Below are 26,794 nucleotides of genomic sequence, written 5' to 3'. Positions count from 1 at the left end.
GCTCACCGCAGAAGCACGGATTGGAGGTCGAAGCGGCGCAGCACTCTATCGGCGATCTCCGGATCGGTGCCGCGTTCGCGTCGGGCCTTGAGCACTTCCGTGCGGGCCGACTGCAGCGCCCTGGTCTGCACCTTGGCCATGACCTCACGGTTCTCCTTCAGCGCTGTCGCCTGCTCGGAGCTGGCCTGGTCGTCCGAGGTTCCCAGCAGCTCTGCATACAGGCCCTTGAACCGAGCACGCAGCGGCTCGGCCACCTCGTCGGGCAGGGTGGGGTCGTTCTTGATCTGGTGGAGGGCCGCTTTGTAGGCCCGCGCGGCGATCTCCTTCGTCGCCTGACGTTCCTTCTCCGCTTCGTCGTCGATGCCTAAGACGTTGACGATGGTGGGGAAGGTGAGGCCGGCAAGCACCAGCGTCACGAGCAGGATCACCGCGGCGGTGACGAGGATGTAGGAACGACCGGGGAACGGTTCGCCGGTGTCTGTGGTTGCCGGGATCGACAGGGCTAGGGCGATCGTGGCCAAACCGCGCATACCGCCCCAGGTCATCAGTGTGGCATCCCTGATGTTCAGCGGTGCGGCATCCGGGTCCTCCTCTCTGCGCTTGTTCTCCAGCACGGTGCCGATGAGCAGCCAGCCGAACCTCACGGCGATGACGATGAGCGCGATGCCCAACCCCACGAGGACGGCCTTGCCCAGGTCGGCATGCTCGGATTCGACGACCATCCGCAGATCGAGGCCGATGAGGCCGAAGGCGATGCCGGTGATGAGCATTTCCAGGACCTGCCACGTCGAGGCCTGGGTGACACGTTCCGCGGAGTTTCCTTCGACGTCGCGCCTGCGCACCTCGAGCGCGGCCACGACGACGGCGATGACTCCGCTGGCATGGAAATGTTCGGCGATGAGGTAGACGCCGAAGGGCAGCATGAGCATGAGGGAGGAGCGGGCGATCGTATGGTCGATCTTCTCCATCACCCACCACACGACGAACACGACGATGAGGCCGACGGCGATGGCGATGATCGCGGAGATGAGGAAGGACAGGGCCAGCTGCCCGAAGTCCACCTCGGTGCCGGACATGGCCGCCGCCATCGCCGTCTGGAAGATGACGAGGGAGGCGGCATCGTTGAACAGCCCCTCGCTCTGCAGGGTCGACATGATCCGCCGAGGTATCGATACGGTTCCTGCGACCGCATCGACGGCGACGGGGTCGGGCGGGGCGAGCATGGCTCCCAGCGCAATCGCGGCCGCGATCGTGATCCCGGGGATGAGAAGGACCGCGGTCCCGGCCACGGCAGCCACCGTCACCCCGACGAGCGCGACCGCCATGCCCAGGATCGTACGCCAGCGGATGGCGAAGAGAGCCCAGGAGGTCTTCTGTGCGGCGGCGAACAGAAGAGGAGGCAGGAACAGAGGCAAGATGAGTTCGGGTTCGATGGTGATCTCGGCGAACGTGGGAATGAACGCGCCGGCGATGCCGATGACGACCATGAGAGCCGGCCAGGGGAGACGCAGCTTCTGGCCCAGGCCCACGACGACGCTGGTCGCGGCACCGAATCCGATGATCATCAGCAGAGTCGTCATGCTCGTCTCCTCGATATGGGTGGCATCGCTGCACACCGGTTCAACGGCATCGATGTCAGGAAACATCGTCTCCCTGAGGGGCGCCCGGTAAGGATTCAGAATGAAATCCACATCAGGTTTCCGCGACGGACCAACGATATTTTGGCAGAATACCCTTATGTCTGACTCAATTGTATTCTCCCTGGCGAAGGACGCAGTCGCGACGATTTCGATCAACGAGCCTCAGACTCGGAACGCACTGTCGCGCTCGGTGATGCAAGATCTCATCGACACCCTCGCCGAGGTGGGTCAGCGCACCGATGTCCGCGCAGTGATCCTGTCCACTGCAGGACACGTCTTCAGTTCCGGCCATGATCTCAAGGAGATTCGCGGGGCCAAGCTGGAATCGCAGCAGGAGACCTTCGCGGTCTGCTCCGAACTCATGCAGCTGATCCAGTCGATCCCACAGCCGGTCATCGCGCAGGTCCAAGGTGTGGCGACAGCCGCCGGGTGCCAGCTCGTCGCCAGCTGCGACCTGGCGGTCGCGGCTGCGTCGGCTCGGTTCGCCACCCCGGGGGTGAAGATCGGCCTGTTCTGCTCCACGCCTATGGTGGCCCTGACCCGGGCAGTGCCGGCGAAGACGGCGATGCGGATGCTGCTGACCGGAGACTTCCTCAGTGCGGGCGACGCACTGGCGTTCGGTCTGGTCTCCGATGTCGTCGCCGATGAGGAGCTGGAGGCATCGACCATGGAGTTGGCGCGGAAAGTCGCGTCAGCCTCGTCGGCTACAGTGGCAATAGGCAAAGCAGCGTTCTACGAACAGCGTGATCTGCCTCTGGCAGAGGCCTACGAGCACATGTCGGAGGTGATGGCGCACAACGCCGTCGCACCCGATGCGCAGGAGGGGATCGACGCATTTCTGGGCAGGAGAGAGCCTCAGTGGCAGCATCGGGACTGACAGTGTGATTTCCTATGACAGTGTGCTCGTTCGGATCGACCGGATGAGATGCTTCAGATGATGATGGAGGATCAGACGTGGCGGTAATCGTGACCGGAGCCAGCGGCTTCATCGGTGGCGCAATCGCCCGTGCCCTGGCGAACAGGGATGAGACGGTCTATGCCGTGGGGCGACGCGATCCCGAGATCCCCGGCGTGAATTTCCAAGCATGGGACCTCACCGAACCTGCGTCCGAAGCGGTGAAATCCCTGGCGTCGAAGGCCACGGCGGTCTTCCACTGCGCGGGCATCGCTGCCGTCAATGCCGATGACGATGCGCTCTACAACGTGAAGGTCACGGGAACCCGGAACGTGCTCGACGCATTCGCGAAGGCGCGAATCGTGCACATCTCCTCGACGACCGTCTATTCCACGAACGCACCCCATGCGGACCTATGGGAAGAGGCCGGACCCAAGGACCCCAACGACTTCCATGACGCCTACTCGCGGACGCATGCTCTGGCCGAGCAGCTGGTGATGCGAATCCGTCCCGATGCGGCCATCCTTCGACCCGCCGCGGTCTACGGTCCTGGTGAGACGATGCTTATGCCGTATCTCAGCCAATTGGCGAAGAAGGGAGTCCTGCGACTTCCCGGCGGCGGCAGGCAGAAGATCACCCTGACCCACATCGACAACCTGGTGCGAGCGGCAATCGCCTGCGTCGACGTGCCTTCGGCCTCGGGCCCATTCAACATCGGCGATCCGACTCCGTACAAGCTCAAGGATGCCGTCTCCACTCACTTCGCTCGTATGGAGTACGAGCCTGTCGTCATTGATGCGATCGCGAAGGACAAGGCGCTCTTCGCCGCGAAACTGGGTTTGAAGGTCAAGACGTTCTTCAAGCGGGGCAACCGGGCGGAGCTGTTCCTCGTCGAGTACCTCCAGCACGACCGGACATACAATCTCACGCGTCAGCAGCGAGTGCTCGGAATCTCCACCACGCAGTTCCTTCTGCCCTCACGTTTCCAGTAACCTCTCAGTCGGTCAGCCACACATCAGCACAGCCGCGCGGTCCGCGCCACTGTGCAGCTCAGCGACGCGAGATCACCCGGAACTCACCGCTTGAGTCCGTGCTGGGCCGCGACGATCCGTGACATCACTGTGCAGGGGAGTGCCCGTTTGAGTAGGAACGGCAGCGGCGCCCTGCTGCCTACGGCATAGAATTCGCGGGGCCTGGCCGTCTCGATGGCCGTGATGATGGTCGTGGCCACGGTCTCGGCAGAGATCCCGCCTCGTTCATTGGCATCGAGATGCTCAAGCATCGTCCTCACATCCTCGGTGTAGACAGAACCCGGGGAGAGGTACTTCGTCCGCCGGCCGCCGATCCCGGTGGCGATGGACCCGGGTTCGACGACACTGAGCCAGACGCCGAACGGCGAGAGCTCCTGACGCGCGGCAGTGGCGAATCCGCGCAGGGCCGCCTTGGACGCAACATAGGAGCTGCGATGAGCCAGGGGGAAGCTGGCGAGCATGGAACCGACCATGATGATCCGGCCGCGCCCACGCTGGCGCATGCCGGGCAGGACGAGCTGGCTCAGGCGCACCGGCCCGAAGACATTGGTGCGAAACAGGCGGTCGATGGCCTCGGAGGGCAGCTCCTCGAAGGGCCCCGACTGACTCTCACCGGCATTGTTGACGAGCACGTCGACGGTGCCAAGCTCGGCGCCCAGCGCCTCGATGCTGTCGGGATCGGCGAGGTCCAATTGAAGATAGCGCACCCCGGAGATCCGCTCGGACGGTGGAATCCGCTCGGGGTCTCGACTCGTGGTCAGCACCGTGCAACCACGGTGCGCCAACTTCCTCACCAGTGCGGCTCCGATTCCGGACGTGCCACCGGTGATGAGCACCGTGAGATTCGTGTTCGTCATGGCCTTCTCTCCGCTCCCAAGCTTCCCGCGAGGGCACGTCCGGCGCGCATTCCGGAGAAGATGCACCCGCCCAGGAAAGTTCCCTCAAGTGCGTTGTAGCCGTGCATTCCTCCGCCGCCGAATCCCGTGACCTCACCCGCGGCATAGAGACCGGGGATCGGTGTGCCGTCTGCTCCGATGACCTGGGCGTCGAGGTTCGTCTCCAGCCCGCCCAGGGTCTTGCGGGAGAGCAGGCTCAGGCGCACCGCGATGAGTGGACCGTGGGCCGGGTCGAGGATCTTGTGCGGTTTCTGCACCCGCACGATCTTGTCGCCGAGGTAGTTCCTGGCATTGTGGATGGCTTGGACCTGCGCGTCCTTCGAGAACGAATGGTCCATCTGCCGGTCGCGTTCGACGATCTGGTCGACGAGGTGGTCATGATCGATGACGGGACCGCGAGACCGCTCATTCATCCCGGCGACCAGCTCTTCGGTGGTGTCGGCAACGACGAAGTCGGGGCCGAATTTCTTGAAGGCTTCGACCGGGCCAGGCGCATCGGAGGAGCGGGCCCGGTCCAAGGTCAGGCGCCAGTCTTTCTTCGTGATGTCGGGATTCTGCTCCGAGCCTGAGAGCGCGAACTCCTTGCGGATGATCGACTCGTTGAGCACGAACCACGAATAGTCGTGACCGGTCGAGAGAATGGTCTTCATGGTCCGGTTGGTGTCGAAGCCGGGGTAGTTCGGTGCGGGGAACCGGTTGCCCTCAGCGTCGAACCACAGTGACGAGGGACCAGGAATGATGCGGATCCCGTGGTTGGGCCACACGGGGTTCCAGTTCTCGATGCCCTCGGTATAGGCCCAGATCCGATCCCGATTGATCAGGCTCGCACCCGCCTCCTCGGCGATGGCCAGCATGCGTCCGTCGACATGGGCGGGGACTCCGGCGAGCATCGTCTGGGGGAATTCGCCGAGTCGTTCGACCGGCCAGAACTTGCGCATGAGTTCGAAGTTGTGGCCGACGCCGCCGCTGGTGACGACGACCGCAGGGGCGCGGAGTTCGAAGTCACCGAGCTCCTCGCGGTTCGACTCGACCCCGCGGCCGGTGTGGCTGGGGGCCAGTCTCCGCCCGCGGACCCCGACGACCGAGGCGCCATCGCCATCGCCATCGCCGCTGCCGCTGCCTTCGACGATGAGCTCATCGACACGGTGCCGGAAACCCATGGTGACAAGCCCCGCGGCTTCGGCCCTTTCCACGGGTTCGCGGAAGACCCGGACCACCTCGGGGCCGGTGCCCCAGGTGAGGTGGAACCTCGGCACGGAGTTGCCGTGCTCGGAGGCACCGGACCCGCCTCGCTCTGCCCAGCCGACGATCGGTGTCAGGCGCAGCCCCAGGTCATGGAGGTAGCGGCGCTTGTCCCCGGCGGCGAACTCAAGATACGACTCGGCCCACTGCCGCGGCCAATGATCGTCTTCCCGGTCGAAGCCCGCCGAGGTGGCCCAATCCTGGCGTGCCAGGTCGAGGGAGTCGTGGACGCCGAGTCGGCGCTGCTCAGGGGAATCGACGAGGAAAAGCCCACCGAGGGACCAGAAGGCCTGACCGCCGAGGTTGGCCCGGTTCTCCTGGTCGAGGATGAGCACCCTCTTCCCGGCGAGGCTGAGCTCATGGGCGGCGACAAGCCCCGCGAGGCCTGCCCCGACGACGATGGCGTCATAAGCCTCATCAGGGGCGGCGTTCGGAGAGGTGTTTCCCATGGGCGACTCCTTCGTCGATGTGTGAGCCTGGCGACCCCAAGCATACTCAGACTACTGTCCTCCGAGCCCTCCAGGTCACTCAGCTATGACGGCAGGTATACGGTGCTCAGCCGCCCAGTGTCGAATCCAGCCAGGCAGCGGCGGCGGAAAACGAATCGTCCGTGGTCGTCGGGTCGAGGGGCACACCGGTCTCCACCGCACTGGGGTAGCTGCCGAGGAATCTCAGGTTCCTGGTCACACGGTGGACTCCCTGCAGCGCATCGGCCATCCGGGCCTCGTGCACATGGCCCAGCAGGTCGATCGAGAACTGGTAGAGCCCGAGTCCGTCACCGGTGGGTCGGGATTCGATGCGTGACATGTTCACCCCGCGACTGGAGAACTGTTCGAGCATCTCCAACAGCGCACCCGCACGATCGGAGCGCAGTGAGGCCACGATGGTGGTCTTGTCAGATCCCGTTGGTGCCGGAATGGTGCCGGGACGAGTGACGACGACGAACCGGGTCTCGGCGTCCTGACGTTCTCCGATGTCGTTGGCCAGGACTTCAAGTCCGTAGCGTTCAGCCGCCAGGGCCGGGCACACGGCCGCCACATGGTCGGCGGCGTCGTTGGCCAGATCTCGTGCGGCCGCGGCCGTCGACGAGGTCGGCAGGTAGACGGCATCGGGGAAGTTCGCAGCCATGAACGTCCTCACCTGTGCCTCACCGTGCGGGTGGGATCCGAACGAGGTCAGCGTGCTGGGATCGGTCCCCGGCTTCACCGCCAGGACGAAGCGAACGGGCACCACCACCTCGGCGATGATCTGCAGCTGACCATGATCGGTCAGGGCATCGATCGTGGCCGGCACGCCGCCTTCGATGGAGTTCTCGATCGGCACGACAGCTGCCAGGCAGTCACCGTCGAGGACTGCCTCGAGAGCCGCGGCCCCGTTGCGCATGGGCTGGGTCGATGCGTTCGAGCGCAGGCCGTGGGAGTCGAGATACTGCAGGAGTGCTGCCTCGGTGAACGTGGCTTCTGGGCCCAGGTAGGCGTAGCGCTCTGCGCTCACTGAGAGTTCTCCTTCTCGGTACTCGGCGATGTGCTGTTCGACTTCTTGGCGCGCAGTCTGCGTACGAAGATCGCCCGGGCGACGTCGCGGTATTGGGCGGCGCGGTGCAGCTGCGCCTTGAGGTCCTTGCCCGTGACCCGGTGGTGGAGATCGCATTCGACCTCTTCGACGCGCAGGCCGGCAGTGACGACATCGATGGTCATAGCCGTTTCGACGCCCCATCCGGCAGCGAAGGGAAGCGCCGTGTCGAAGGCCTCACGGCTCAGGCAGCGCATTCCCGACAGCGGCTGGGTCGCGTCGAATCCGCTGAGCTCAGCGATGCCCTTCTTCGCGAGACCGACGACGAAGCCGAACCCGCCGCCCTTGCGTTTCTGTGCCGGCAGGATCGCGATCGTCATATCGGCCTCGCCAGCGAGGACAGGTGCGGCCAGCGGTGCTGTGTTGAGAGCTGAATCCTCCAGGTCGCCGTCGATGAAGAGGAGGGCGCGATGTTCCGGGTGCTGGTCGGGATCCGAATCGGAGATCTCACGATTGCGGATGGCAAACGCACCGGTCATCATGGCCGCGGCCTTGCCTTTGTTCTTCCGGTGGGTGACCACCTCGGCGCCAGCCCTGCGGGCGCGGACACCGGTGTCATCACTCGAACCGTCATCGACGACCATGACGATATCGACGCCGGGGATCTGCTTGGCGCTTCTCACGGTCGCTGCGATCCGGTCGGCTTCGTTCATCGCAGGGATGATGGCGGCGATCGCGCGGGGTGCCGTCTCCGACGACGGACCTGGGGTGTTCGACTGTTCAGGCATGGGAACTCTTCTCCTGTCCGCCTCACACACCGGCGAGCTCGGGTCGACGCTCGCTGGTGGTCGTGGCGACGGAACTCAGTGGATGGTCAGCTGGCGAGCGACGATGCCTGAACGCGCACGGCGTGCCTCGGTGGTCAGAGACTCACCCGAGTTCATGGTCGTCTCAAGGCGTTTGCCGAACTCCGCAATGGGTTCCTCGATGTCGTCGACCTGTGTGCCGAATTCGAGTTCCCAGACGGGCACGATGATTCCGTGCGCACGGAAATATCCCAGGAAGGTGCCTGGACCGCCGAGGTCGTTGCGCCCATCGACCTGCAGGCTCGCGAGAGCGTCGACGATCGCGTCCTCACCCTCGGGGCGTGCCCAACGGACGTAGGTGCGGCCCGACATCTCGGTCCAGTAGGCGGACTTCACCGAGGCGAGCTTCTCCGTGGGCGAGATGGAATCATTGGCCTGCTCGAGTGCCGCAGCGACATCGGAGTCCGTCTCGGCCTCGGGCAGCTTCCAATACTCGAATGTCTCGAGCACGCGGATGTCGAAAGTGTGGTCGGTGTCGAGGATGTCCTGCAACCGCGGTCCCTGACCGGGTTCGGTGGTCGCTTCGACGGTGGTGCCCGGCTCCGAATCGACTGCGGCCAGAATGCCGTGGGCGACATCGCGAGAAGCATCGGTCGAGGACACCGGCACCTGCATGCCGGCCAGGATCTCACCGTCTTCACGGTGCCAGGCCTGCCATGCGGCGGGCAGCAGGGAGGTGATGGTGATCTCGTGACCACCGAAATCCTCTTTCAGCTTCGCCGAGGCGGTCGCCGCCGGCACCAGCTCACGCAGGCAGATGAGGTCCGCCTCGAACGGCAGGCCCTCGAACGGACGTGCAACGAAGGCCGTGGCCTCTGCACGTGCCAAACGTTTGGCAATGACATCTTCTTTGGAACGCTTCGACTTCTTACCCATGGAAGACAAGTCTAGACGGTCTGGCGAATCGGAATGCATCCCGTTCGCCGGGGTGTTTCAGTGCTGCCCAGCGACCGGGATGAAGTAGCGCGTTGTGTTCGACTCGTCCATCGTCACCTGCAGTTTGTCACCTGGGGTCGGGAACGCCGAGTGTTCGGGATTCTCCGGCGTCAGACCCAGATTCTCCAGGCGGATGATCCCGTGCCGACCGACCTCGTCGGCGGCGAGGACATAGGAATGGTTGAGCTCGCGGATGGTGACCTCGATCGAGGGGACCTCCGCTGCGGCATCGATATTCGTCACCGTCCGAGGTGGTGAGGCGTTGCCCATTCCCAGGTAGGCACCGACATCATCGGCGATATAGCCGGCAACCACATCGGCCTGGGCCAGGAGTCCGGAGAGGACGACGGAGAGCCGCTCCTGCTGGGCATCTGATTTCAGTGCCTGACCCGGTTTGAACAGATGCTCCTCGGCGAGCACACACCACGCATCCTGCATGATCGTGCGCAGCTGCAGCTCGACGAGCACCGAGGGCTCGGCGTCGAAGGGAACTTCGATGATGAGATGGCGCCCGCGGTATCCGGAGGGCTTGGGCTGGGCGGAGTAGTCCCGCACCTCGGCGATGGAGAGGTTTGAGCTGTCATTGCTGTCGGTGAGCAGATCCCACAGTGCCGTCTGCTCCCGCTCGGTGCGGCACACGGCCCGGGCACCGACGACATCGATGACCTGATTCTCGACCTCGACTGCCTCATGGATCTCGTCATTGGCGTCGGCGAGCTTGCGGCGCAGCTTCTCCCCGGCTCGGAGCCGGTCCTTGATCCGTCCACGGCCGACGGTGACTCGATCGCCTGACAACAGCGCTGAGCCCGAGCATGCGGCCTCGACCCAATCGTTGACCGTCTCCAGGGCGGCCCTCCATGTCGACTCGCGCCTGTCGTAGGCTTCGTCGACCAGTTCGCGGACTGTTGCTGACATCCTCGTCACCTTCCTAGCTCCTGATTCAACTTCACCAGAAGACGGGGTGGATGTCCATGCTTTCCGCGCGAATGAGACGAGCTTTCCTCCGTGAGGTCGTCACGGGCGCCTCGGCGGACTGTTCAGAGGTCCTGAGATGTGCGCCGCGGACTCAGCGCTCGGTGGGAAGGTATCCGTATTCGTAGCCGCGAGCCAGCGCATCCCTGCGATTGCGGACGCCGAGGCGCGCGTAGAGATTCGACAGTTTGTTCTTCACAGTTCCTTCGACGAGGTGGAGCTCAGCTGCGATCGCGGACACCGATGACTGAGTGTCCAACAGGGCCAGGAGCTGCCTCTGTGAGGGGCTGAGCAATGTGTGACCGTCGCGGATGCGAAGCGTCTCCCCGAGACCCAGCAGCCGATGCCGGACTCGCTCCCCGGCGCCGCGACCGTCCGGTCCGCCGATGGCGCCGTCGGTGGCGCCGTCGGTGGCGCCGGATTCGCTCGCGAAGACCGGAGCGAGCAAGTCCCATTCGGCAGCGCTGGAGCTGCGCTCGATCAACTGATCGCGCAGAGGCTTGGGAACTATCGACACGGGAATGAGGCTGGCCGCGATCCTGCAGTACTCGAGGGCGTCGACGAATGCGGAGTCTGCCTCGACCAACTCTCCCTTGCCCAACAGACTGGCAGCCTGAACCGCACGTGCTGAGGCCCTGGCGTGCAGATCGAGTGACTTCTCAGACAGCACTCTGTTCGCCAGGTGCGCCGCGGTCCCATGCTCCCCGATGGTCAGATGGAGTTGAGCTCTGGCCAGGACGATGTACGGCGACTCGGTCTCGGCGTCGAGCAGGACGTTCTGGGCGAGGTGAGTCTGGCCCTGAGCCAGATGGAGGCAGACCAGCATGAGCTGGAGAGTGTCGAGCAGGAGTCCGTCAGCCGGCAGGGATGAGCGGTTGGTGTCGATGATCTGCTGCAGGCGTTTGCCCTCGATCCCGACATCGCTGCGCAGAATGCCCAACAGCGATCTGTACTGAACGACTCCGAGCCACGAGTGATGACCCAGCGAGGGGTCGGTCAGACGTGCCGAGTGCCGGCTTGCCGCGTCGAGGTCCAGGCCGTCCATGGCACGGATCATGCGAGCCAAGGAGTAGGCGGTGAGGGTGTGAGGGCTGCCGAAGCGAGTTTGGTCCTTGAGCTCGTCGAAGTGACCCAGGTGTGCGTCACTCGATGGGCCGTTTCCGAGCATCGCGTATGCCAGGGCACTGTAGGCGTGCGCGGGGAGCAGGAGATAAGGAGACGACGCAGAGGCGAGCTCCGTGATGATGATCGACCGACGCAGCAGTTGGACACTGCCAGTGAGATCACCGACGAACATGGTGGTGATCCCATATTCGAGGTGGAATCGTGCTTCGCAGAGTCGGCTGGGCGCTGACTGGAAGTGGCGGCTGTCGTTGATCAGCTCCTGGGCCGCCCTGGCCACTTGCAGACCCTGATCCGACTGGCCGAGCACCTTCTGGCGCCGCATCGATGCGATCGCCATGATCAGGATGTCATCGACGGTGAAGTCACCGTCTTTGATCCGTTCCATCTGCGAGTCGAGAGTCGGGACGGCCGAATGCTCGAAGTTGACCTCGTTGAGTACGGTGAGGCCGTCGCTGCTGCGAAGACGCCGTCTGACCTCGTCAACCTGCAGGCAGTCGCCCAGCGCTTCGGCCAACACCGCCGAGTTCTGAGCCTGCGCCTCGGGGACATTCGAGAAGGCCTCAAGCGTTGCGTCGAAATGATCGATCATGAGTGCATGGCCTCGGTGTGCCCAGAGATCGGTCAGTGCGCTCCACTCTCCGGCCTCCGCGACCTGCAGGAGTGCCTCGTCGAAGCCCTCCGAATGATAGGAGGCCGGGGCCTTCAGCCATTCGGCGGCGCTGGCACCAAGTGCGCGTCGCGACCGCGATTCGCTGTGCCGATCCCGGTCGTCGTAGAGGCGCCTCAGGAGTGCTTTCATGACCGGCGGAATCGTGTGGTGACCGGTGCCCTGCAGAGACGGGAGCAGCAATCCGTCCTCGAGCAGATGCGCGCTCAGGTCAGCGATGTCGAGGGCGCCGGTGCCCTCTGGCTCCGAGGGAACGGCGAACGACCTCAGGTGGCGCATTGCTCCGGCGGCGATGGCGAGGGTATCGGCGTTGATGTCGCGCATGAATGAGAGCAGATGGGCGAACTTCAGCTCGGGACTGTCCGGGGCCTGACGTCTGATCTGAGCCAGCACCTCAGCGGATGGCAGATCCGGGTAGTGGTCGGCATCGACCGTCGAGAGGTCGTGGCCCATCGAGTCGGCACCTTGCAGAACGGCTTGGCCAGCCAGGATATGCCCAGATGTCTGCAGGAACAGACTCTTCCATACCGGTTCGGGCAGCTCGGGTGCGAAATCGGCGAGGCGAGTCGCGAATGAGTGAGCCGTCGCCGAGCGCTCGCCGGGAAAGACGCCTGCACCGGCTGAGCGGTCCGTCGGGGGAACGGGAACGCCCTGGTCAGCGGAATCATGCATGGGTGGGGACCTCTGGCAGTGGGGATATGGGGATTTGGGGATTGACTACCATTAAGTAATATATCCGATCTCTGTGACCGAATTCCGGTTACTCAATGTGGCAGCTATGTGATTTTCACTAAGTCTGCGTTCAACTTCACTCAGTGAGTATTCAACGATGCCGTTGTACATTATCGGGGAGTGGGCAGCAGCACGTTGTTCTTAGGATCACTGGTGAAGTGGTGTTTCGTCAATATTGATATGCAGCGGCGCCGGGGAGCGCCGCGGCAGGCTCGGGACGTGAGGTTCTCGTCGGGAACTGCTCACACCTCGTAGTCGACGATGACAGGGGCGTGATCCGACGCGCCCTTGCCCTTGCGCTCCTCGCGGTCGATTTCGGCGCCGGTGGCCTTCTCAGCCAAGGAGGCTGAAGCGAGTTCGAAGTCGATGCGCATGCCCTTCTTCTTCGGGAAAGCCAACCTCTGGTAGTCCCAGAAGGTGTAGACGCCTGGGCCTGGGGTGAACTGCCTGGTGACCTCGCTGAGCCCGGCCCCAAGAAGAGTGTTGAAGGCTTGGCGCTCGGGTTCGGACACATGGGTGAGTCCGTCGAACTCCGCCATGTCCCAGACGTCCTCATCCAGAGGTGCGACATTGAAGTCACCGCAGAGGACGAGTTTCTTATCAGGTGTTTCACTCAGCTGTGCTGAGATATCGGCAGTCAGGGCCGAATACCATTCGAGCTTATAGGTGTAGTGCGGATGGTCGAGCTCGCGACCATTGGGAACGTAGAGCGAATACACTCTGACTCCGCCGCAGGTGGCTGAGAGGGCACGGGCCTCGACCACGGGCTCTTCGCCGAATGAGGGAATGCTTGGGAACCCGATCTCGGGGTCCTCGAGACCCACTCGGGAGGCGATGGCCACACCATTCCACTGATTGAGGCCGTGGAAGCTCACTTCATAGCCGCGGGAGGTGAACAGCTCCTCCGGGAACTGTTCGTCCTTGCATTTGAGTTCCTGGATGGCCAGGACATCGACGTCGGAGCGATCCAGCCAGGCACCGATTCTGTCATGTCGGGCGCGGATCGAGTTCACATTCCAGCTCGCGATTCTCACTCTCCCACCATAAGCTGTCCCGACCGCAGGCCCAAGCTCAACAGGCAGAAGGAAGCCGGTGACCAGAAGGCGCCAGCAGTCGCACCGGTCGGCCCCATCACCTCGGCGCCGGCTGGCTACCGATAATCTGTGGTCATGCCTGAAGCACTCAACGAACACCTCGGCCACGATGGTGCCGCCTGCCCCGACTCCTACTATGTGCGCACGGCGCCGGAGACCTTCGTCTCGACGCTGCACAGCCAGGGCGCGTGGCAGCCGGGTGAGCAGCATCTGGCCCCGGCCGCAGGACTGGTGCTCGCGGAGATCGAACGCCGGCTGCCCTCGGACAAGGTGGTGTCTCGAGTCAGCTTCGACATCCTCGGCGTCATCCATTCCGGCGAGTTCACGATCGACGTCAACGTGATCAGGCCAGGCCGGACCATCGAACTCATCGAGGCGAGCATGCGCCATGGTGAGCGCACGAGCGTCCACGCCCGAGTCTGGCGCCTGCTGCCCAGCGACACCGCAAGCGTCGTCGGCGACGAATGGCAGGCTCTGCCCGAGCCCGAAGACGCTCCTGCCGTGCCATTCACCGGCCGCTGGGGTGGAGGCTTCATCGCCTCATTGGACGGTGGTCAGTTCGCCGACGTCCGCCCCGGATTCGCACGTTCCTGGATCCGGTCGCCCTATCCTCTCGTCGACGGTGAGGACGACCCCGCGACCGCGGCCTTCGTGAAACTCGTCGATACGGCCAACGGGCTGGCCGTGAGAGAAGATCCGAAGACGACGTTCTTCCCCAATGTCGACCTCACCATCCACCTCACTCGAGTCCCCGAACCAGGCTGGGTCGGTTTCGAAACGAAGGTGGCGTTCGGTCCGAATGGGATCGGCGAGACCACGAGCGTCCTCAGCGACGTCAAAGGACCGATCGGCACCGCGGCACAGTCGCTGACGGTGCGGGTGGGCCAGGGAGCGAAGTGACGAGGCCGCGCGCACTCGTCACCGGCGCCAGCTCAGGGCTGGGACGCGGCTATGCACGTGCTCTCGCCGCCGATCATTATGACCTCGTGCTCGTGGCCCGTGATGAGACGCGTCTGCGGGAGCTGGCCACGAGCATCGAGACCGAGCACGGCACCCACGCCGAGGTTGTCGTGGCCGACCTGTCCACCCGATCCGGCATCGACGTGGTCCGGGCCGTGGTTGAGACCTCGCGCATCGATCTGCTCATCAACAACGCCGGCTACGGTCTCAGGCAGGGTCTGCTCGAGTCGGAGGCGACGGAGCTCGAAGACCAGGACATGGTGCTCACCGGTGCGGTGCGCGAGCTCTCCCTGGCCGCGGTCAAGCAGATGCGCGAGCGTGGTCGCGGCGGCCTGATCAACGTCTCGTCCATGGCGGCACTGACGACGATGGGCCAGTATGCGGCCTCGAAGATGTCGACTCTGGTCTTCACCGAAGCACTTGCCGGCGAACTGCGCGAGAGCCCGGTGACGGTCACCGTCGTGCTGCCCGGATTCATTCGCACCAGGTTCCATGAACGACTCGGCGTCGACCGACCGGGGCCGGGGTGGATCTGGCTGAGCGTGCGGCAGGTCGTCGCCGCTTCACTGCGTGATGCCCGGCGCGGCAAGGTGGTCTCGATTCCTGGGGTGAGCTATGGGGTGGCGGCGCGAATCGCCCGCTTCGTTCCGCGCTCCCTGGTGCGCTGGGGGTCGAGGGGATTCTCTCTCAGCAGACGAGACGATCACTGAATTCGCAACAGTGACATTGCGACCCGCCGAATGAAGTTGAGTCTTGAATTATTTACGGCGAGGCCTGTGACCTGGGGTTCTATCAGGTGTTCAGGGTCGCTGAATCGCCGCTCTGCGGCTCAGACAGGGCGGAACAATCTTTACAAGTAGGATCGATGTGTGATCCAATAATGGTGTTCGCCCGGTGGGGATCGGGTGGACACAACGGACGTATGGGGATGCGTCCGGGTACTCGAGGGGAGTGCTGCGAGGACCCCGGGATGTCGCGATTACGCGCCCCGGGGTCTTTGTCATTCACAGCTGGACACTGCGCTGCCTTCTCTGCCGCGATCGGGCGATGGCGACCTCGACGCCCACGGCGGACAGCGGGACGCCGAGTGCCTGACTGGCGTTGCGGGTCACGCGATCTGCGACGTCGGCGACGACTGCATCGATGTCGCCGCGTTCGTCGACATCGAGGTGGAGGACGAGCTCGGGTCGTCGCGCAGTTCCGCGCAGGATGGCCTGCGCATCCACGACCTCGGGGGTGGCCTCGAGGTCATCTTCCACGGCAGCGGCCACGACATTCGCCGTCACTGTGGTCACACCGCTGCGAGCGTCTTCCTGCATGCGCAGGGGCTTGGCGGAATCCTTCCGCGGGACCTGCGCGGCAAGCCAACGGATGCCGATGATCGCCAGAATGAGGGCGATAACCAGCGCAATGAGCGCAGAGAACGGCAATGCGAACACAGCGGCGACAGGCTGCAGCGCCGAGTCCGGAGTCAAGCCGGGGGCCACCGCTGTTGCCAGGCCGAAGCTGATCGCAAGCACAGCGAGTCCGGCCGCCAGGAAGATCAGCCCGACGATGATGAGTCCGGTGCGATTGGCACCTGCTGCCATTCGTCTCATGCCTGCCTCCTGTGTGCTCGGACCTTGACGGTGGGTGTGCGATCGAACGCAATCGATGCGAAGCGCTGCGTGACTGCGGCATCGACATCGCGGCGGATCTCGTCATTGTCACGCACGGGAGTGGAGAACGTGACGTTCGTCGATGAGGCATCGGACGCGGCGCGTACGCTCGAGACTCCGTCGACGGAATCCGCTGCCGCGGCTGCCAGGCCGGACAGTGCCGAGGTCGGCAGCACCACCTCGAAGCGTTCGATGTGCTCCGGGGTCTGCGTGCGGTAGCCGATGTTGCGCTTGGCCCCGGGAGAGATCCCGATGAAGAGGAAGATCAGCCCCAGCAGCGCAATAACGACGCCGGTGGCGATGATGGCCGCGGCACCCCAGGTCATCTCGCGAAGGCTCGACAGTCCTGGGATTCCGTCCGAGAGCGCGGAGCTTCCGGAGCCTGCGGAGGCGATGGCGGCAATGGCCGCCCAGCCGAGGGCGACGGCGATGACCAGGATCAGGATGGCGAGGATGACGGCAGGCACCACGCGTGCCGGGCGTGCCCGAAGCAGTCGTGCGCTCATTGCAGATTCCTCACTGTCTGTCCGGATCCTGATGCATTGGGCTTGAGCCATTTCACGGTGATGTCGACCTGATGGACGGCGACCCCGGTGAGGGCTTCGACATCGGTGCTGAGGCGACGACGCACCGATTCGGTCGCCTCAGTGATGGGGGAGGGGTACTGCAGTCCGAGTTCGACGTCGAGGGTGCAGCTTCGACCCGAGAGCGTCACGTCCACACTGGGCCGGGAACCGAGATCGGCGCTCGAGCCGAGTCCGAACAGGCCCGATTTCGTCCCCCCGATTCCGGGCAGAGCCTTGAGGATCTGGGAGGCCGTCTTCTCGATGACCCGGTCCGCGATCGTGAGGCCACCACGTGATGAAGCCACGTCGTCACCTCCGGGTCGTTGAACGTGAACTCAGTGCGCTGAGGTCGAGGCGTCCGTCGAGGACCAGGCCGACGACGAGGCCGAGCCCGCCGCAGATGGCGACGATGAGGAATGCCAGGAATCCTCCGAAGTACGCGACGATGCCCAGCGTCAATCCGACGAGCAGTCCGATGAGTGTTTTCGACATGTCATTCCTTCCGCCGAGGCGGCGAGTCGTTCCCGGACCCGTAGTCGGCCATGGGAAAGGCTGCGTTCGTGTGTTGAGTATGCAGGCTGTTGGGTGTGGGGCAGATCAGTTGAGTTCGACGGTGTCGTTCGAGCTCTGCTGGTCATCCTCATCGCCGGGGAGATGGACGTCGGTGACCTCGATGTTGACCTCGACGACCTGCAGCCCGGTGCCCTGTTCGACGGCACGGATGACGTTGCGGCGAATCGCCTCGGCGACATCGACGATCGATGTTCCGTACTCGACGACGATGGTGAGGTCGATCGCGGTCTGCTTCTCACCCTTCTCGACGGAGACACCGCCGGAGACGTTGGTCTGTGAGCCGGGGATGCGGTCGGTGAGGGTGTCGAAGGCACGGCGTGCGGCGGTGCCCATGCTGTAGACGCCGGGGACCTCACGTGCGGCGATGCCGGAGAGTTTGGCGACGACGTTCTCGGCGATCGTGGTGTTGCCCATGTCGGTCACGAGAGGGCTGCGCACCGAATCGTCGGTCGTGATCTGCTGGGAACCGCTGGACTGCTTGACTTCAGGCATTTCTGATTCCTTTTCGTTTCGATTGCGCTGTCATAGGTACAGACGCGGCAGGTCAGAGATCCTCACGCACCTCTGCGAAAAAAATTTCGAGCAGGTTGGGCCCGACATTCCCCGGCACGGATTGCGCGCTCACAGCGCCGACGGTCGCATACGATATGGATATGACAAGGCACGATGATCGGTTCGATCTCGTCACCCTGGTCGTGCGCGCGAGGGAAGGAGATATCGATGCCTTCGAGTCGCTGGTCGACCGGTATGAGACGAAGCTGCTGCGATTCTGCCTGCGCACGCTCGGCGACCGGCAGGATGCTGAAGACGTCGTGCAGGACACGCTGGTGCAGGCGTGGAAATCGCTGAACGCCCTGAGCGAACCTTCCGCCTTCGGTACGTGGATCTACCGCTTGGCATCGAACAAGTGCACCGACATGCTGCGGCGGCGGATGGCCAGACCCTCGGATGCGCAGGATCCCGATGATATGAGCATCCACCCGGACGGGCGTGCATCGGTTGAGAAGTCCGTCGAAGCACGCACCGCTCTCCAGCATTTCTCAAGCGTTCTCCAGACGCTCTCGTCAGAACAGCGGGTAACCTGGGTGCTCCACCAGATGGAGGGCCTCAGCTACGCCGAGGTGGCGGCAACTCTGGGCATCAGCGAAGGCAGTGTACGCGGCCGCATCCACCGGGCCCGAACTGCCATCATGGAGGGGATGGAAGGATGGACATGAACGAACATGTCGGCTCCGGCGCTGAACCCGACCAGACGAACGATGATCTCCAGCGGGAATCAGACGCTCAGCTTCGCGGTGTCATCGACGAATACATGGCCACGTTCGAACCCGAACCTGAGGACACTGCCGGGGTGCGCGAGCGCATCCTCCAGCTGGTCAGAGACGACCTGTACCGGGGCCCCTCGACCCGTCTGCAGACCGAACATGGTCACCCGTTCTCGATCTCCACAGCCGCGGTGCGTGCAATCGTGCGCAGGGCCGTCGACTCGGTGGACGGCATCCGTGCTCGCAGCGTCGACGTCGAACCCGCCGGTGATCCCGACGGCAGCGCGGCGACGGTGTCGTTGACACTGGCCATGCGCGCAGGCATCTCCTTCGCGCCCACCGCCGAGGCGATCCGAAGTGCCGTGTCCGCCGCGGTTCTGGACGAACTCGGGATTCCAGCTGTCAGGATCGATATCAATGCTGAGGATGTGTACGTTGACTGATCGTGGCGAAGCGAAGAACCTCACCCCTGTGAACAGCGGCAACGGCTTAGGCGGCGGCAACGGTTCCGGCAGCGGCAGTGAGGTCGCGGAGTCGGAGCGTCTGGCGACGTCGGTGACCTCGGTCCCCGGTGTCAGAAGCCTGGCGCCGGGACTGCGCGATCTGGTCGCCACAGCCACAGCCAGGGTGCTGCGGCGGGTCGGTGGTGAGCCCGTCGGCGTCGATGTGGCCCGTGGAAGTGACGGTGTGAAGGTGAGGATCGATGCCCACCTTGATCGCACCCGTTCGGTCGCCGAGGTTGTCGATGAGATCTTCTCCGTCGTCGAGGCCGATATTGCCCGTGGGGCAGTGGAGGCCAGCGGACGACTCGACATCGATCTGCGCGTCGTCAGCCGAGGCTAGTCGCCAGGACTGTGGGTGAATGTGACGAGGGCCGGAATCCAGTGATGGATTCCGGCCCTCGTCAGGATCAGCCTGTGATCAGGCGGTTTTGTCCTTCTTGCCCATCTTGTTGGTGATGAAGCCCCAGATGAGCAGAACGATCAGCGAGCCGCCGATCGCGCACAGCCAGGACGAGATCGAGAAGAAGGCATCCATCTGGACGCCGAAGATCGCGCCTCCGAGCCATCCGCCGATCATGGCTCCGATGACGCCGATGATGAGTGTGGCGATGAGTCCGCCGCCCTGCTTGCCCGGCAGAATGGCCTTGGCAATGGCACCGGCGATGAGTCCGAGAATCAAGTATGCGATGAAACCCATGAGGTTCACATCCCTTCAGAAGTGGCTGATGATCGGGCTTGCTGAGTGAATCTGTCTCCAATGGTAGATCCGATTCTCGCGGAACGTACCGCTTCACCCGATCTTTTATGACATTGGTACAGACGTTTGCTCGGTGGAAACCTCACGGTCGGATTCGGTTCGCATGCCGTGATCCCCGTCACCGCATCGGCGAGGAATCACCACCTCGGCGTGGGCAGCTGGAGCTCATGACCACCTCGGCGACGGGATGCTGGGCGTGTGTGACGGCCCTGGTCCGCGCAATGGCACTGGCCGTTTAGACTTGTGGGCATGACCGATAGCGCAGACACCCGCCGACAGTTGCTCGACCTCATCGACGAACTCGCCGTGGTTCGTGGCAAGGTGACCCTCTCATCAGGCAGGGAAGCTGACTATTACCTGGATCTGCGCCGGGTCACTCTCGACCATCGATCTGCACCTCTGATCGGCGATGTGGTGCTCGACCTCCTGGCTTCCGAAGGCCTGCTGGAGCAGGTCGACGCCGTGGGCGGTCTGACGATGGGAGCCGATCCGGTCGGCACCGCCGTCATGCACCGCTCCGTCGTTCGCGGCACCCCGGTGGATTCCTTCGTCGTCCGCAAGGAAGCGAAGAAGCACGGGATGTCTCGTCGCGTTGAGGGCCCCGATGTCGCTGGCAAACGGGTCGTTGCGGTCGAGGACACCTCCACCACGGGCGGTTCGGTGCTCACCGCTGTCGAGGCTCTCAAGGAGGCCGGGGCCGAGGTGGTGGCCGTGGCCGTGGTCATGGACCGTGACACGGGAGCCAAGGAGCGGGTCGAGGCGACAGGAATTCCGTATCTCACGGCATTGACGACAAGCGATCTTGGGTTGGACTGAGACGTTTCCTCGGACTCCGCGGGCGCCGTCTCACCCGTCGATCAGCAGCTGGGACTCGACTGGCAATTCTGTCGAAATCGGGGTCCTGGTTTGAAACATCGTGGTCCATTCAACACGATAGATGAGACACTCCCACAGTACTGCTTCAGGAAAAGTAAGGATGACGCGTGCTCACACTGAAAGAGGTTTCCCTGCGCAAGGGAAAGCGAACTTATCTCGACGAGGTGAGTTTCACCGCGCAGGCAGGCCGGATCACTGCAATCGTCGGATCCCGTTCAGCCGGTCGGACCGAGCTGGTTCGCGTCATCATGGGGCTGATCTCGCCCGATGAGGGCACCGTCAAGCTCGAGGACTTCGAGCTCGACTTCGGCGATCGTCAGAACTTCGGATATCTGCCCGCCGAGCGCGGTGGCTACCCGAACATGCGCGTGATCGATCAGATCGTCTACCTGGCGCGTCTGCACGGCATCACGCTCGGAGCAGCGGAGCGCAATGCGCTGACTCTGCTCTCGCGCCTCGAACTCGCCGATCGCGGCTACGCCCCGCTGAAGAACCTCAGCGGCACCGAGATCGCCCGCGTCGACATCGCAGCGATCCTGGCCGCCGATCCCGATGTCGTCATCATCGACGACGCCTTCTCCGGACTCGACTCGCAGTCAACCGAACTTGTGATGTCCCTGCTGCGTGCCCACGCAGCCTCAGGTGTGCCAGTCATCCTGGCCACCGACAATTGGGAAGCCGCGCAGGCCCATGCCGACGACGTCATCGTCCTCAGCCAAGGACGGACCAGCGTGACCGGCAGCGTGGAAGAGCTGCGTGCGGATGTGAAGTACCGGGTGGAGCTTGCCGACGCCGAGGCGGCTGCCAAGACATTGGAGAGCCGCGCGGACGTCAGCGACGTTGCGATCCTCGACTCCGCAGACAACGTCATCAGCTTCCGGGCCGCCGATGCGGGTGCGGCCGCACAGACCGTGGCAGCACTGAATGGTGTGAAGAGTTTCGAGAGTGTTCGCCCGACATTGGCCGAGCAGTACAAGGAGGCTTTGTGATGGCAGGCAAGGACGAAGGCCAAGACGGGGAGTCCCCGGAGCCACAGGTGTCGAAGGGCACTGCCGGAGAGAGCATCGATGATCTGGGCACTCCTATCGGCGACGACGTCACGGTGACCGACAACGATGGCGACTCAGCACAGAGCACCGGCACCGGTGCTGGAGCGGGCGCGGGCGCGAAATCAGCGAAGAAGGCCTCTTCGGCTCGGAACAGCAAGCCGACGAAGAACGCCAAGGGCGCCAAGCCCGCTGCAGCTGCCGCTGACGACGCAACTGACACTGACGACGTCACTGACACTGACAGCGCGAGCGACGCGGACGCAGTTGCGGCCGACGACGGGCTCGATGAGGTTCCATTCGAACTCGCCGAAGACAAGCCCTCTGCCGACGAGCTTCCCGAGACCGGACTGGTCTCCGAGTTCGTCGACGTGAACAAACGCCAGGCCGCATGGCTGGTGTCGAACCGAGAGAGCACGACAGCACTGCGCAGTCCCTTCTTCCTGGTTACCGGCGCGGTCATCGTGCTCGGAATCCTCGCTGCGATCATCTCCGGCGTCGTCGCCGGATCCGATTCGAAGTCGGGTACTCCGACCATGGCTATGGTCGGGGTAGGCGAACAGGCTGCCATGTACGAGCAGCAGCTGGGCGTGAAGATCACCGACGCCAAAGACGCGCAGGCTGCGGAGAAGCTGGTCAAGGAGGGCAAGGTCGACGCGGCCTTCATCCAGGACCCCAGCGGACAGGCACAGCCGACGATCATCGCCTTGGACGAACAGCCCGAGGCTCTGCTGGAGAAGCTGGCGCCGAAGACTGAGGCGACACTACTGAACGCGCCGGCAGTCGGCGCAGAGATCGCAACTCCGCTGCTGTGGGGAATGGCAGTGTTCGCGCTTCTCGTGGTGGCCACACTCGGCACCGCGCTCTATCAGAACCTGCGCCTGGAGAAGCGCAACCGGATCACCGAGATCATCGCCGCGACGATTCCGCCGCGCGCCTCTGCCTCGGGTCGGATCACTGGCATGCTGTCCCTGACGGCCGTGCACCTGGTGATCGCGATCGTTGTGGCCGAACTCGGGCTCTCCATCACGGGGAAGACCTCTTTGGCATTCGCCATGCTTCCGGGGCTGGGCTGGTTCGCACTGACCTTGCTGTTCACTGCCTGGACCATCTACGCGCTCCTCGTGTGGGCATCGACGGTGACCGGCAGTACAGCACGCAAGATCTTCGTGTCGATCATCGGCGTCATCACCGTGGCCGGCTTCATCGCTCCCGTCATCCTGGGAGCCTCGGGAACCGTCGCCAAGGTGCTGTCGTGGACTCCGTTCACCTCGGCGCTGGGAATCGCCGGTCGCTTCTTCGCAAGCCCACCCGAATGGTGGGAGGGCCTTGTTGCTGCGGCCATCGCAGCAGTGGTGGCGCTCATCGTCCACTCCCTGGCCAGCAGCGCCTACGTTCGCGCGGTGCTCACCGGCGGCGGACGCGGCGGTAAGACCGTGAAGATGAGCAAGCGTGCACAGAAGGTCTCCGTCGGCGCAGCCGGCAAGAAGGACACTGACTCGAAGGACGCTTCCAAGGATTCGGACTCGGATGCCGAAGCGGACTCGGACGCGAAGTCCGACGACGCGATCGATTCGGACTCCGCTGACACCTCGGCGGGCAAATCGAAGGCCGACACCTCGGCGGATGAAACCGATGACAAGAAGTGACTGAGGACAGCGCGTCGGAGTCGAACGCGCCACAGGTGGGGGTCGGTCCGTGGACCGGCCCCTGGCCTGTGTCTGAGCACTTCGATCCCGAGCTTCTGGCTGAGGGCGATCGGCGCAATGTCGTCGACAAGTATCGCTACTGGAAACTTGAGGCGATCGTTGCCGATCTCGACTCGACGCGGCACGAATTCCACGTCGGTGTGGAGAACTGGCAGCACGACCTCAACATCGGTTCGGTCGTCCGGACGGCCAATGCCTTCAATGCAGCCGCAGTGCACATCGTGGGCAGACGGCGCTGGAATCGGCGTGGGGCGATGGTCACCGACCGGTACCAGCACATCATCCACCACCCGAGCATCGACGATCTTCTGCAGTGGTGCACCGACAATGACGTGCCGCTGATCGGGATCGACAACTTCCCGGACTCCGTGCCGCTGGAGACCTATGACCTCCCGCGCCGCAGCCTGCTGCTGTTCGGCCAGGAGGGACCCGGCCTGAGCGAGGAAGCGCACCAGGCGAGCACTGCGGTGCTGTCGATCGCCCAGTACGGTTCGACAAGGTCCATGAACGCCGCCGCCGCGGCAGCGATCACCATGCACTCATGGATCCGCCGTCACGTCTACGACCAGCCGGTGAGCTGAGGGCCTCCGGCGCTCAGCCCTGACGGCCTCAGGACGGCGGGACTGCGCGACGGCGCGACGGCGGACCTGCAGGAAACGAAAAACAGTGGGCGTTTTGTGCTGATTCCATCCCTGGAATCAGCACAAAACGCCCACTGTCTTCTCTAACTGATCGCTGTTGGTGCTCTTCCGCTTCAGGCTGAGCGCGTGAAGCGGAAGAGCGTCAGCTGCCTGACCTCAGTTCAGATCGGCGGCGTGCGGCTCGATGAGTCCGCCGATCTCTGCCAGCTCGGCAGTCAGCGAATCGGCATCGTCGAACGTACGTGAGATGACCGTCAACCGCTTGGCATAGTGGCCGATGGGGTATTCCATGGTCATGCCGATGCCGCCGTGCATCTGAATCGATTCCTGGCTGATGGTGCGAGCCGACGAATCGATGATGATCTTGGCCGCAATGACATCGCGGTGACGGTCCTTTTCGGAGCCTGCCTCTTCGCTGGTGACCGCGAGGCGCGAGAACAGTGCCATGCTTCGGGCGTACTCGAGGTCCGCGTAGAGGTCGGCCGCACGGTGCTGGAGAGCCTGGTTGGCACCGATCGGGGCACCGAACTGCTCGCGAGTTTTGAGGTACTCTGCCGTCATCGTCAGGGAGGTCTCCATGACGCCGACGGCTTCGGCCATGATCGCGGCGTTGGCAGTGTCGATGAGTTCGGCGACGACAGCGTGCGCATCGGCGGCGCCCAGACGCTGGGCGGGAGCATTGTCGAACTTCACGCTGGCGCTGCCCTGTCCATCGGCCTGACGGTGAGCGACGCGATTAACGCCCGACGCCGATGCAGCGACGAGGTAGAGACCCAGATCGCCGTTCTCTGCGGCAGTGACGATGAAGTGGTCGGCGACGTCGCCGCCGAGCACACCGTTCTTCTCTCCGCTGATCGTGTAGGCACCGTCAGCGCCCGCCGAGGCTGTGGTGGAGGGCGTGTCGACCGCGTAGCGCAGGCCGGGCTCAAGGGCAGCGAAGGCGAGGAAGGTTTGGCCTTCACACACAGAGGGCAGGATCTCCTGCTTCTGCTCTTCGGTGCCGGCGGCGACGATGGCGTTGGCACCCAGCACAGCTGTGGCCAGGAACGGCTCGAGCACGAGCGAACGGCCGAATGCTTCGAGCACCACAGCAACCTCGGCGAAGGTCATCTCGGCTCCACCGTAGTTCTCCGGGATTGCCAGGCCGAGCAGGCCCATCTCTGCGAACTGCTCCCACTTCTCGCGGGAGATGCCCTCGTCGCTGGCCAGGATTGCTTCGCGGGCCTGTGTGTCGTACTCGCTGCGCAGGTACTTGTTCAAAGTGCTGGCGAGTTCTTGCTGAATGTCGTTGAGTTCAAGATCCATGATTGTCCTCTTCTTAAGTGTCCTGGGCTCGTGGGAACCTCAGAGACCAAGCAGTGCTTTCGAGATGATTCCGCGCTGGACCTCGGACGAGCCGCCGTAGATGGTGACCTTGCGGGTGTTGAAGTACGCGGGAAGGGCATCGACGGCACCCAGCGGAAGGTCTGAGAGGCCCTCGCCCTGGGCGCGGTCGGCGACGAAGTCGAGCCCTTGTGGGCCGAGGACGTCAACGAGGAGTTCGCTGATGTCCTCCTGTAACTGCGAGCCCTTGAGCTTGAGCACAGAGGAGCGTGGATCCGGCTTGTCAGATCCGGCAGCCTGAGTTGAGAGGATGCGCAGCTGGGTCATCTCAAGCGCAGTGAGTTCGGCTTCGATCCGAGTCAGACGGGCGGAGAACAGAGGGTCATCCAGCAGGGTGCCACGTGCCGTCTTCGTCACCGCGGCGTAGGCCTTGGCCCGGGCCAGGTTGACCTTGGATCCGCCGATGCGGGCGATGCCGGTGCGCTCGTTGCCGAGCAGGAACTTCGCGTAGGTCCAGCCCTTGTTCTCTTCGCCGACGAGGTTCTCGACGGGAACCTCGACATTGTCGAAGAAGACTTCGTTGACCTCATGGCCGCCGTCGATGAGCTGAATCGGGCGGACGGTGACACCGGGCGTCTTCATGTCGATGAGCAGGAATGAGATACCCGCCTGCTTCTTCACGTTCGGGTCGGTGCGCACCAGGTTGAACATCCAGTCGCCGTACTGGCCCAAGGTTGTCCAGGTCTTCTGACCGTTGACGATGTACTTGTCTCCGTTGCGGACCGCGGTGGTCTTCAGCGAAGCGAGGTCAGAGCCGGCATCGGGTTCGGAGAAGCCCTGCGACCACCAGATGTCGATGTTGGCGGTGGCGGGCAGGAAACGCTCCTTGATCTCCTGGCTGCCGAAGGTCGCGATGACAGGGCCGACCATGGAGACGTTGAAGGGCAGCGGCTGCGGGACGCAGGCAAGCTGCATCTCCTCGAGCCAGATGTGTCGCTGCACAGGAGTCCAGTCCTGACCGCCCCATTCGACAGGCCAGTTCGGCACAGCGTATCCGTGCTGATTGAGGATGCGCTGCGACGTGACCATGTCCTCTTTGGTCAGCTCCTGGCCGGTGGCGACCTTGAAGCGCAGTTCCTCGGGTATCTCCGTGCGATAGAACTGACGCATCTTCTGCGCGAACTCGCGCTCCTCTGCATTCAGCAAGGTGTCCATGAAAACTCCTGATTGATCGTTCGGTAACTTAGTCCCAATAGTACGTTTCGGTGTTCAGGCTCACAAGTGGCTGAAGGCTGCAGTCGCGGAGGAA

At 63.7% G+C, this 26,794-nt stretch carries 28 protein-coding genes; 11 read left to right on the top strand and 17 right to left on the bottom strand.

What is annotated here, in order from left to right; genetic code table 11:
• Positions 1 to 2: 2 nt before the first annotated feature.
• Positions 3 to 1,646, bottom strand: coding sequence for a Na+/H+ antiporter (locus LQ788_RS18135; protein ID WP_231443430.1), 1,644 nt, complete (start codon positions 1,644 to 1,646; stop codon positions 3 to 5).
• 91 nt (positions 1,647 to 1,737) lie between these two features.
• On the opposite strand from LQ788_RS18135, the gene LQ788_RS18130 reads away from it, so the two are divergent.
• Both LQ788_RS18130 and LQ788_RS18125 read left to right on the top strand, forming a co-directional pair.
• Positions 1,738 to 2,517 (top strand): enoyl-CoA hydratase, encoded by a 780-nt coding sequence (locus LQ788_RS18130; protein ID WP_231443428.1) that lies wholly within the window; start codon positions 1,738 to 1,740, stop codon positions 2,515 to 2,517.
• Positions 2,518 to 2,594: 77 nt separating this feature from the next.
• A complete protein-coding gene (locus tag LQ788_RS18125; protein ID WP_231443426.1) occupies positions 2,595 to 3,527 on the top strand; it encodes an NAD-dependent epimerase/dehydratase family protein in 933 nt (310 codons plus the stop codon).
• Positions 3,528 to 3,610: 83 nt separating this feature from the next.
• On the opposite strand, the gene LQ788_RS18120 is transcribed toward LQ788_RS18125, so the two are convergent.
• The 8 genes from LQ788_RS18120 to LQ788_RS18085 all read right to left on the bottom strand — a co-directional run bounded on the left by LQ788_RS18120 (position 3,611) and on the right by LQ788_RS18085 (position 13,548).
• The gene (locus tag LQ788_RS18120; protein ID WP_231443423.1) at positions 3,611 to 4,423 is read right to left on the bottom strand and encodes an SDR family oxidoreductase; all 813 of its coding nucleotides are present in this window, start codon (positions 4,421 to 4,423) and stop codon (positions 3,611 to 3,613) included.
• Positions 4,420 to 6,153: an FAD-binding dehydrogenase gene (locus tag LQ788_RS18115; protein WP_231443421.1), complete on the bottom strand. Its 1,734-nt coding sequence runs from the start codon at positions 6,151 to 6,153 to the stop codon at positions 4,420 to 4,422. Before LQ788_RS18115 ends, LQ788_RS18120 begins: the two co-directional genes overlap by 4 nt.
• 106 nt (positions 6,154 to 6,259) lie before the next feature.
• Entirely contained in the window at positions 6,260 to 7,198 is a 939-nt protein-coding gene (gene pheA, locus LQ788_RS18110) for a prephenate dehydratase (RefSeq protein WP_231443418.1), read from the bottom strand.
• On the bottom strand, positions 7,195 to 8,004 hold the full coding sequence (locus LQ788_RS18105; protein ID WP_231443417.1) for a glycosyltransferase family 2 protein: 810 nt from the start codon (positions 8,002 to 8,004) through the stop codon (positions 7,195 to 7,197). Before LQ788_RS18105 ends, pheA begins: the two co-directional genes overlap by 4 nt.
• A gap of 75 nt (positions 8,005 to 8,079) precedes the next feature.
• Complete coding sequence (locus LQ788_RS18100) at positions 8,080 to 8,958, bottom strand: DUF5926 family protein (RefSeq protein ID WP_231443415.1); 879 nt, start codon at positions 8,956 to 8,958, stop codon at positions 8,080 to 8,082.
• Positions 8,959 to 9,015: 57 nt separating this feature from the next.
• Complete coding sequence (locus LQ788_RS18095) at positions 9,016 to 9,933, bottom strand: GTP pyrophosphokinase (RefSeq protein ID WP_231443413.1); 918 nt, start codon at positions 9,931 to 9,933, stop codon at positions 9,016 to 9,018.
• Between the two features lie 151 nt (positions 9,934 to 10,084).
• Positions 10,085 to 12,454, bottom strand: a complete 2,370-nt coding sequence (locus LQ788_RS18090; protein WP_231443411.1) for a helix-turn-helix transcriptional regulator — start codon at positions 12,452 to 12,454, stop codon at positions 10,085 to 10,087.
• A 302-nt stretch (positions 12,455 to 12,756) separates the two neighbouring features.
• Positions 12,757 to 13,548: an exodeoxyribonuclease III gene (locus LQ788_RS18085; protein ID WP_231443409.1), complete on the bottom strand. Its 792-nt coding sequence runs from the start codon at positions 13,546 to 13,548 to the stop codon at positions 12,757 to 12,759.
• A 135-nt stretch (positions 13,549 to 13,683) separates the two neighbouring features.
• On the opposite strand from LQ788_RS18085, the gene LQ788_RS18080 reads away from it, so the two are divergent.
• Together LQ788_RS18080 and LQ788_RS18075 are read left to right on the top strand one after the other, a co-directional pair.
• Positions 13,684 to 14,508: a thioesterase family protein gene (locus LQ788_RS18080; RefSeq protein ID WP_231443407.1), complete on the top strand. Its 825-nt coding sequence runs from the start codon at positions 13,684 to 13,686 to the stop codon at positions 14,506 to 14,508.
• On the top strand, positions 14,505 to 15,278 hold the full coding sequence (locus tag LQ788_RS18075) for an SDR family NAD(P)-dependent oxidoreductase (protein WP_231443405.1): 774 nt from the start codon (positions 14,505 to 14,507) through the stop codon (positions 15,276 to 15,278). Before LQ788_RS18080 ends, LQ788_RS18075 begins: the two co-directional genes overlap by 4 nt.
• A gap of 294 nt (positions 15,279 to 15,572) precedes the next feature.
• On the opposite strand, the gene LQ788_RS18070 is transcribed toward LQ788_RS18075, so the two are convergent.
• The 5 genes from LQ788_RS18070 to LQ788_RS18050 form a co-directional block, all read right to left on the bottom strand.
• Positions 15,573 to 16,166, bottom strand: a complete 594-nt coding sequence (locus tag LQ788_RS18070) for an alkaline shock response membrane anchor protein AmaP (RefSeq protein WP_231443403.1) — start codon at positions 16,164 to 16,166, stop codon at positions 15,573 to 15,575.
• On the bottom strand, positions 16,163 to 16,732 hold the full coding sequence (locus LQ788_RS18065) for a DUF6286 domain-containing protein (RefSeq protein WP_231443401.1): 570 nt from the start codon (positions 16,730 to 16,732) through the stop codon (positions 16,163 to 16,165). Before LQ788_RS18065 ends, LQ788_RS18070 begins: the two co-directional genes overlap by 4 nt.
• Positions 16,729 to 17,097 (bottom strand): Asp23/Gls24 family envelope stress response protein, encoded by a 369-nt coding sequence (locus LQ788_RS18060; protein ID WP_231443399.1) that lies wholly within the window; start codon positions 17,095 to 17,097, stop codon positions 16,729 to 16,731. Before LQ788_RS18060 ends, LQ788_RS18065 begins: the two co-directional genes overlap by 4 nt.
• A 4-nt stretch (positions 17,098 to 17,101) precedes the next feature.
• Complete coding sequence (locus tag LQ788_RS18055; RefSeq protein ID WP_009881830.1) at positions 17,102 to 17,284, bottom strand: hypothetical protein; 183 nt, start codon at positions 17,282 to 17,284, stop codon at positions 17,102 to 17,104.
• 105 nt (positions 17,285 to 17,389) lie between these two features.
• On the bottom strand, positions 17,390 to 17,857 hold the full coding sequence (locus LQ788_RS18050; protein ID WP_231443397.1) for an Asp23/Gls24 family envelope stress response protein: 468 nt from the start codon (positions 17,855 to 17,857) through the stop codon (positions 17,390 to 17,392).
• A gap of 161 nt (positions 17,858 to 18,018) precedes the next feature.
• Here LQ788_RS18050 and LQ788_RS18045 point away from each other — a divergent pair, with 161 nt between their 5' ends.
• Genes LQ788_RS18045 through LQ788_RS18035 form a run of 3 tightly spaced genes read left to right on the top strand, consistent with a single transcriptional unit; the run spans position 18,019 to position 19,473 of the window.
• On the top strand, positions 18,019 to 18,582 hold the full coding sequence (locus tag LQ788_RS18045) for an RNA polymerase sigma factor (RefSeq protein ID WP_231443396.1): 564 nt from the start codon (positions 18,019 to 18,021) through the stop codon (positions 18,580 to 18,582).
• Positions 18,579 to 19,073 (top strand): alkaline shock response membrane anchor protein AmaP, encoded by a 495-nt coding sequence (locus LQ788_RS18040; RefSeq protein ID WP_231443394.1) that lies wholly within the window; start codon positions 18,579 to 18,581, stop codon positions 19,071 to 19,073. Before LQ788_RS18045 ends, LQ788_RS18040 begins: the two co-directional genes overlap by 4 nt.
• Positions 19,066 to 19,473, top strand: coding sequence for a hypothetical protein (locus tag LQ788_RS18035; RefSeq protein WP_231443392.1), 408 nt, complete (start codon positions 19,066 to 19,068; stop codon positions 19,471 to 19,473). Before LQ788_RS18040 ends, LQ788_RS18035 begins: the two co-directional genes overlap by 8 nt.
• Before the next feature lie 78 nt (positions 19,474 to 19,551).
• On the opposite strand, the gene LQ788_RS18030 is transcribed toward LQ788_RS18035, so the two are convergent.
• Positions 19,552 to 19,830, bottom strand: coding sequence for a GlsB/YeaQ/YmgE family stress response membrane protein (locus LQ788_RS18030; protein ID WP_231443390.1), 279 nt, complete (start codon positions 19,828 to 19,830; stop codon positions 19,552 to 19,554).
• Between the two features lie 309 nt (positions 19,831 to 20,139).
• Between LQ788_RS18030 and pyrE the strand changes: the two genes are divergently transcribed.
• The 4 genes from pyrE to LQ788_RS18010 all read left to right on the top strand — a co-directional run bounded on the left by pyrE (position 20,140) and on the right by LQ788_RS18010 (position 24,102).
• Positions 20,140 to 20,706 carry an orotate phosphoribosyltransferase gene (pyrE, locus tag LQ788_RS18025; RefSeq protein WP_231443388.1) on the top strand — a complete coding sequence of 189 codons (567 nt, stop codon included), beginning with the start codon at positions 20,140 to 20,142 and terminating at the stop codon, positions 20,704 to 20,706.
• A 167-nt stretch (positions 20,707 to 20,873) separates the two neighbouring features.
• Positions 20,874 to 21,755: an ABC transporter ATP-binding protein gene (locus LQ788_RS18020; RefSeq protein WP_231443386.1), complete on the top strand. Its 882-nt coding sequence runs from the start codon at positions 20,874 to 20,876 to the stop codon at positions 21,753 to 21,755.
• Positions 21,755 to 23,461: an ABC transporter permease gene (locus tag LQ788_RS18015; RefSeq protein ID WP_231443385.1), complete on the top strand. Its 1,707-nt coding sequence runs from the start codon at positions 21,755 to 21,757 to the stop codon at positions 23,459 to 23,461. Before LQ788_RS18020 ends, LQ788_RS18015 begins: the two co-directional genes overlap by 1 nt.
• Positions 23,458 to 24,102 (top strand): TrmH family RNA methyltransferase, encoded by a 645-nt coding sequence (locus LQ788_RS18010; protein ID WP_231443383.1) that lies wholly within the window; start codon positions 23,458 to 23,460, stop codon positions 24,100 to 24,102. The genes LQ788_RS18015 and LQ788_RS18010 overlap by 4 nt, the downstream gene beginning before the upstream one ends.
• Positions 24,103 to 24,318: 216 nt before the next feature.
• On the opposite strand, the gene LQ788_RS18005 is transcribed toward LQ788_RS18010, so the two are convergent.
• A complete protein-coding gene (locus LQ788_RS18005; protein ID WP_231443381.1) occupies positions 24,319 to 25,467 on the bottom strand; it encodes an acyl-CoA dehydrogenase family protein in 1,149 nt (382 codons plus the stop codon).
• Positions 25,468 to 25,506: 39 nt separating this feature from the next.
• Positions 25,507 to 26,700, bottom strand: coding sequence for an acyl-CoA dehydrogenase family protein (locus LQ788_RS18000; protein ID WP_231443379.1), 1,194 nt, complete (start codon positions 26,698 to 26,700; stop codon positions 25,507 to 25,509).
• Positions 26,701 to 26,794 lie beyond the last annotated feature (94 nt).

This window comes from Brevibacterium zhoupengii (assembly GCF_021117425.1).
GTDB lineage: Bacteria > Actinomycetota > Actinomycetes > Actinomycetales > Brevibacteriaceae > Brevibacterium > Brevibacterium zhoupengii.
This window is presented reverse-complemented; position numbering and strand designations above follow the sequence as displayed.